This window comes from Micromonospora deserti (assembly GCF_003236335.1).
In the GTDB taxonomy this organism is placed as follows: Bacteria; Actinomycetota; Actinomycetes; order Mycobacteriales; family Micromonosporaceae; genus Micromonospora; species Micromonospora deserti.
In genome coordinates, this window is record NZ_POUB01000329.1 from 1 (window position 1) to 5,943 (window position 5,943).

Consider the following 5,943-nt stretch of genomic DNA (forward strand, 5'->3'; position numbering starts at 1 on the left):
GCCCGGGTCTCGCTGCACCCCGGACGGCGCGCCGGCGGGGCCGGTCGGGGTGACCAGGTCGGCGGGCAGCCGCACCACCGCGCTGGTACCGCCGCGCCGTCCGGGGTGCAGCGAGACCCGGGCACCGCACCGGGCGGCGAGCTTCGCGGCGGCCCAGAGCCCGGCCCGGCCCGGCGGTGGGCCGCCCGGCGGTGGGGCGTCCAGCAGGTCGTTCGCCTCGGCCAGCGCGGCGGCGTCCAGGCCGGGCCCGTCGTCGGCGACCACGACGGCGCAGCCACCCGGCCCGGACTCGCCGGTGACCCGCACGGTGGTGTCCGGCGGCGAGAACGCCAGTGCGTTCTCGACCAGCTCGGCGAGCAGGTGAATGACGTCGGTGACGGCCGGCCCGGCGAGCGACCAGGGCCAGTCCGGCGCAACCAGGACGCGCTGGTAGTCGGCGACCTCGGCGGCGGCGCCGCGGGCCACGTCGAGCAGCGGAACCGGTCGTCGCCAACGTCGCGCCGGCCGGGCGCCGGCGAGGGTGACCAGTGTCTCCACGTTGCGGCGGACCCGGGTGGCGAGGTGGTCGAGCCGGAACAGGTCGGCGCTCTCCGCCGCGGTGTGCTCGCGCCGCTCCATCGCGTCCAGCAGCGTGAGCTGCTCACGCAGCAGGGCCTGGTTGCGCCGGGTGAGCCGCAGGAAGACGTCCCGGATGGCGGGCTCCGCGGGTGCGGCGGCCACCGGTGCGGCTCCGGCCGCGCGGCCGGCCAGCCGGCGGACGGCGCGGGCCCAGCCGGCGAGCACGACGAGCACCGCGACGAGACCGAGCCCCAGCACCAGGCCGGTCCGCGCGACCACCAGCGCCGCGGCGGGCGCGGCCCGCTCGGCGCTGCCGCGGGCGGCGGAGCGGACCAGCTCGTGCAGGCCGGCCAGAGCCGGGTCGGCCGCCGACCGCCAGTCCACCGTGGTCAGGGCGGACCCAGTGTCGGCGCCCAGCAACTGGTCCTCCGCGGCGAGCAGGCCGGCGAAGCGGGGGCCCTCCACCAGCGCCCGGTAGCCGTCGCGGTCCGCGGCCGGCAGGCCGGCGGCGGCCTCGGCGCGGGCGTACCGCTGGATGCTCACCAGGTCGGCCAGCCGCCGCCGGTCCTCTGCGGTGATCCTCCCGGCGGCCAGCGCCGCGGTGAGCGCGGTGTCCTCCCGGGCGAGCAGCTCCCGCGCCCGGGCCAGCCCGACGACGGCCCGGGTCTCGGCGGCCAGGTCGCTTTCCCGGGCGCCCCACTCCGGGCCGTACACCGCGAAGCCGGCGTCGACGAGCCGGTCGTAGCCGGCGACGGCGCCGGGCCGGCCGGCGTCCGCCTCGGCGCGGAGCCCGGCCAGCCCGCCGAGCTGCCGGAGCAGCTCGTCGGCCCGGTCGCGGACCGCGCCGGCGGTGAGCAACCGCAGGTCAATGCCGGCGGTGGCGGCGCTCAGCTCGGCCACCGACCGGTCGGTGCCCGCGCGTGCCCCGGCGAGCGCGGTCTGCGCCCAGGAGGACCCGGCGACCGTCTCGGCGGTCAGCCGCCGTTCGGCCTGCAGGTCGGCGATCAGCCGATCGGTGGGCTGGCCGAGGGTCTCGGCCAGGGCTCGCACCCGGAGCAGGTCGGCCGCGTCCCGGCCGGTCAGGCAGGCGGCGTACGACCAGAGCGCGACCAGCACGACCGCCAGCGCGACGAGTCGCCACCGGATGGCCCGACCCTCGGACGGCGTCGTCGGCGCCGCGTTCACGGCGCGGACCGCCGCGGCCAGGGCGCCCCGGCCGCGGTGCTCGGCCGGTCGGCCAGCACGGTGCGCAGCAACGCCAGCAGCTCGGCCCGGTTGGCGCAGTTGAGCCGGGACCGCATCCGGGCCACGTGGTGCTCCACGGTCTTCGCGGAGATGAAGAGCCGGTCGCCGATCTCTCGGTAGGTCAGCCCGGCCAGCACCAGCTCGGCGACCTCCCGTTCCCGGTCGCTGAGCCGGTGCGGGGCGGAGCCGGCCTCGGCGACCGGCCCGTCGGCGCCGCCGGCCGGCCGCTGCCCGCCGGTGCTGCCGGCGGGGCGGCCCTGGAGCATCCGCGCGCAGTCGAGCAACGTGGTCATCGCCCGGCGGTCGGCGGTGCGGATCGCGGCCTGCCCGGCGAGGCGGGCGCCGTCCCAGCACAGTCCGGCGTCGTGCAGTCCGCGGGCGGCGGCCTCCACCCGGATCGGGTCGACCACACCGCGCAGCACCTCGACCCAGCTCTCCGCCGCCGCGGCGACCACGGCGGCGTACCGGCTGTGACCCGCCGCGGCGCGCAGGGCGGCCACGTGCTCGTCGGCGGCCGCCGGCTGCTCGGCGAGGATCGCGGCGTGCAGCCCGCACCAGTGCAGCGGTGTGCTCCACAGTGGTGGGTCACCGAGCCGGGCCAGCAGCTCGCGGGCCTGGCCCAGGTACGGTTCCAGCCGGCCGAGGTCGCCCAGCCGGGCACCGACGATGGCCAGTTCACCCAGCGGCAGCAGGGTGAACAGGTCCACCGGGTGGCGGACCACCGCCTCCAGCGCGTGCCCCCAGCCGTGTTGCAGCGCGCCGAGGTCGCTGTTGCGCCGGGCGATGCCCAGCTCCAGCGCGGTGGCGAAGAGCAGGTCGCGGGACTCCAGCGGCCGACCGTCGGCGGTCACTGTGCCCAGCCGGTCCGCCGCGGCGGCTGTCCGGCCCCGGACCAGCAGGATCCAGGCCTGCACCAACCGGTGCCGCCGGACGGTCAGCGGGCCGCCGATCCCGCTGGCCACGGCCCGGTCCAGCACCCGTTCGGCGATGTCCAGCTCGCCGCAGTGCACCGCGGTCAGCGCGGCCAGCGCGGCTGGGCTGTCCGGCAGGAGTACCGCCCGGCCGCCCGGCTCCAGCAGGGCGGCGGCCTGCACGAGCGTGGAGAGGGCGACGGTGGGCGGGCCGGAGAGGCTCTCGCGTACCCCGTCGGCCATCAGCCGGGCGGCGCTGGCCTGCAGGGTGGGAGGCCCGCCGGCGCGTTCGTCCCCCGGTGTGCCCGCGCCGGCCGGCTGGCCGGTGGCCAGCGCGCCGACCGCGGCGAACGCGTCCGCCGACGCGCCGCCCGACCACCGGTACAGCTCCACGCTCCGGCTGACCTGTCCCCGGTGGGCCAGCGCCGTGGCGGCAACCAGCGCCGCCTCCGCCCGGTCGGTCGCCGTCGCGGTGGCGAGCAGCCGGTCGGCCAGCCGCAGGGCGACGTCGAGGTCACCGGCGAGCGCCGCGGCGACCGCCTGCCGGGCGGTGGCCGGCCGGCCGGCGGCGGTGGCCGCCGCGAACAGCTCCGCCGCGAGCGCCGGTTCGGCGGCCAGCGCCTCCTCGGCCGCGGCCTCCAACGTCGGTGCCGGGCAGTCGCCGGCCACCCCGGCCGCCAGCAGCGAGCGGACCAGCGGCAGCACGGGCCCGCCCCGGGCCAGCTGGAGTTCGGTGAGCCGGCGCCAGACCGCGCTGCGGTCGGCGGCCGGACTCAGCGCGGTCACCGCGCGACGCACCACCGGCGCGAGGCGGTCGTCCGCGCCGAGCAGGCCGGCGGCCCGGGTCGCGGCGACCAACTCGTCCACCTCCCCCGGCTCCCGGCCGAGCAGCGCGCGGAGCAGGTCCACCGGCAGCGGCACGCCGGCGGCGACGGCCAGCAGCAGCCGGCGCACGTCGGGGGCCACATCGTCCAGGTCGGCCGCGAACTCCAGGACGACCTGCCGGGGCGGCTCGGCCGGCGCGACCGCGGGGTTCTCCTGCCCGCGCAGCCCGCGCACCAGTCGCTCCACGTCGCGCGGCACGCCAGCGGTCTGACCGTGCACGAAGTCGACCAGGTCGGGCCGGCACCCGACCTCCGGCACGCCGGCGAGGTAGGCGGCGGTCCGCTCCTGGGTGAACGGTGCGAGCAGGACGAGCTGGCCGTCCCGCCGGAGCGCGTCGGCCAGCTCGACCAGCGGCGCCGGCCGGGGCCACGGGCGGTATCCGACTCCGACCCGGTGCCGGCGGGCGGCGACCAGGCGGTGCAGTGCCCGCAGCCGGGCCTCGTCGAGCAGGTGCGCGTCGTCGACCAGCAGCACCGCGTCGGGGGCGATCTCGCCGTCGGGAGCGTCCTCGACCACAGTGGTCCCGGCGCGCCGGTAGATCCGGGCCAGCTCCTGCAGGTACGCGCTGCGGCCGTGGCCGCCCGGACCGGTCACGGCGAGCAGGAGCGGCGCCGCCGGGTCCGCCGCGACCGCGTCGAGCACGGTCTGCGCGCCCGGATCCAGCACGAGCGGGGTGCCGGCGACGCTGCTCATGGTCATGGTGGTCATCCTTCGCGCCCCCGGTTGCGGACCAGCGCCCGGCGGGACGCCTTCGGTAACTCCAACGGGGTGAACCGGACCGGAGGGCGGGGCGGTGGCCCGCCCTCCGGCCCATCGTGGTCGGGCTGCCGATGACCGGCGACCACGGGCCCCGGGCCCCACCCGGCGTCGTGGACCGGCGCGGCGGCCCGCCCGGCGCCACTGACCGGCGCGACCGCCCGCCCGGCACCGCTGACCGGCGCGACCGCCCGCCCGGCACCGCTGACCGGCGCGACCGCCCGCCCGGCACCGCTGACCGGCGCCGGGCCGGCCGTCGGTGCCGGCGGCCGGAGCTGCGGCGACACCACCTGGCAGGCTGCGAGGGCGGCGCCGGTGGCGGCGGTCAGCTGCGGGTCAGGCTCCACCTCGACGGGCACCGGCAGGGCCGCGCCGAGCAGCTCGGCGACGAGCGGGACCCGGGCGGAGCCGCCGGCGAGAAGGACGCCGTCGAGCTGCGCCGGCGCCAACCCGGCGGAGTGGACGGTCCGGACCAGCAGGTCCACCGTCGCCTGCACGGCCGGGCGGATCAGTTCCTCGAACCGTGCCCGGCTCACCGGCACCCGGGCCGGCCCGTTCGGCAGGGTCAGCAGCACGTCGGCCGCTACGCCGACGGTCAGCTCCCGCTTGGCCCGTTCGCACTCCGGCAGCAGCCCGCGTAGCGTGGCGTACGCCTCGCCGGGCCCGGCGGCGGCGAGTTCCCGGCCGAGGGCGGCGCGGACGTGCTCGGCCAGCGCCTCGTCGAAGTCGGCGCCGCCCAGGCAGTCCAGCCCCTGCGGGAGCCCGAAGGTCTCGTACCTGCCGCGCTGGTTGCGCCGGACCAGGGCCGCCTCGAAGGTGTCGCCGCCCAGCGCGTAGACGGCGGCCGTGTCGCCCGGGAAGCCCCGCGCCGCGTGACTCTCGGCCACCGTGACCGTACGCGGAAGCAACGTCACGTCGCCCACGCCGAGCTGCCACAGGGCGCGGTGCAGCAGCTCCCGCCGGTGCCGGCCCCAGCCCGCGGGGTGGCTGACCACGACCGCCTCGGCCGGCTCGCCCTCCCGGTCGACGATCCGCTCCGCCACCCAGGCGGCCAGCACCGCGGTCAGCGTGTGCGGTGGGCACGGCTCGCCGGCGAGCAGCAGGGGCACGTCGTCGCCGACCCGGCGGAGGAAGCCGCGGGCGGTCCGGTTCCCGTCGTCGACGCCCGGCTCACCCACGGTGAGCGTCCCGTCGGCGGACAGGTGCAGCACCGAGGGCAGCGCCGCCGTCCCGGCGCCCAGCGGTACTGCCTCCGGCCGGGACCACGCGGCGGCGCGGCGCCGCGCCACGGCGGCGGTCGTGGTGGTGTTTCCGATGTCTATCCCCAGGACGTACGGCATCTGCTTCTTTCCTCGACCCGCGGGTCGACCGGTCCGCGGCCGGTGCGGCGACCCACCCCCGGCGAACCCCGTGGGCTCCTACGTTCGTACCAGAGATCACTCCGGCATAAGGAGCCCCAAATCCGGGGGCAGGTCTCGGCAGGCACCGCTGGACACCCGGTGCCGTGCCTGGGTATCCGGCATCGGGTCAGCGGGGGTCGGTCGCTGTGTCGCCGTCACGGACACCTCCCCAGGTTCGTGAAGGACCG

3 protein-coding genes are annotated in these 5,943 nt (G+C 78.6%); all 3 read right to left on the reverse strand.

All coding sequences use genetic code 11. The features are described 5' to 3' along the window. Positions 1 to 1,743, reverse strand: a 1,743-nt coding sequence (locus C1I99_RS28390) for a nitrate- and nitrite sensing domain-containing protein (RefSeq protein ID WP_111137275.1), incomplete at its 3' end; no start/stop codon positions are given. Continuing rightward, entirely contained in the window at positions 1,740 to 4,298 is a 2,559-nt protein-coding gene (locus C1I99_RS28395) for a helix-turn-helix transcriptional regulator (protein WP_199562420.1), read from the reverse strand. The genes C1I99_RS28390 and C1I99_RS28395, both read right to left, overlap by 4 nt. A gap of 5 nt (positions 4,299 to 4,303) precedes the next feature. Then, positions 4,304 to 5,695: an Hsp70 family protein gene (locus tag C1I99_RS28400; RefSeq protein WP_111137276.1), complete on the reverse strand. Its 1,392-nt coding sequence runs from the start codon at positions 5,693 to 5,695 to the stop codon at positions 4,304 to 4,306. Between the last annotated feature and the right edge of the window lie 248 nt (positions 5,696 to 5,943).